Source organism: Streptomyces anulatus, assembly GCF_000721175.1.
Taxonomy (GTDB): Bacteria; Actinomycetota; Actinomycetes; order Streptomycetales; family Streptomycetaceae; genus Streptomyces; species Streptomyces anulatus_C.
The window spans coordinates 1-434 of sequence record NZ_JOEZ01000128.1 but is presented as its reverse complement, the minus strand read 5'-3'; the positions used below and the strand labels follow the sequence as shown (position 1 = coordinate 434).

The following is a 434-nucleotide window of genomic DNA, read 5'->3' as shown; positions in this document are numbered from 1 at the left end:
TGCCCAGGCCCTTGACCGTGCCCCAGACACCGTCGACGACGAAGCCCTTGCCGAAGTCCCAGACGTGTTCGTAGAACTGGTACCAGCGGGTGGATTCCTTGACCGGGTCGCCCCACGGCAGGCCCTTGGCCTGCTTCAGGGCCTCCGCGTCGTACCCGTGCATGCGCTCGCCGTTGGAGCCGTCGTTGGTCTTGAGCGGTTTGCCGCCGGGGACCAGGGCGATGATTTTGTTGTAGCAGGAACGTTCCACCGCCTGGAACGCGGTCCAGGCCTCGATGATCTCGTCGTGGCGGCGCCTGTTCTCCTCGATCAGGTCGCCGTCCTCGCGCCACGTGTCGTCCGCGTTCGCCTTGACGAGGAACGCGCCCGCATCCCGCTTGAGCTGCCGCAACTTCTCGACCAGCGGATAGGCATCGTCCGAGTAGGTGCTCAGC

The 434-nt window shown here is 65.7% G+C and carries 1 pseudogene; it reads right to left on the bottom strand.

The window, feature by feature from the left end:
* Nucleotides 1-434, bottom strand: a pseudogene (locus tag IG90_RS40430) (hypothetical protein); the annotation flags it as partial.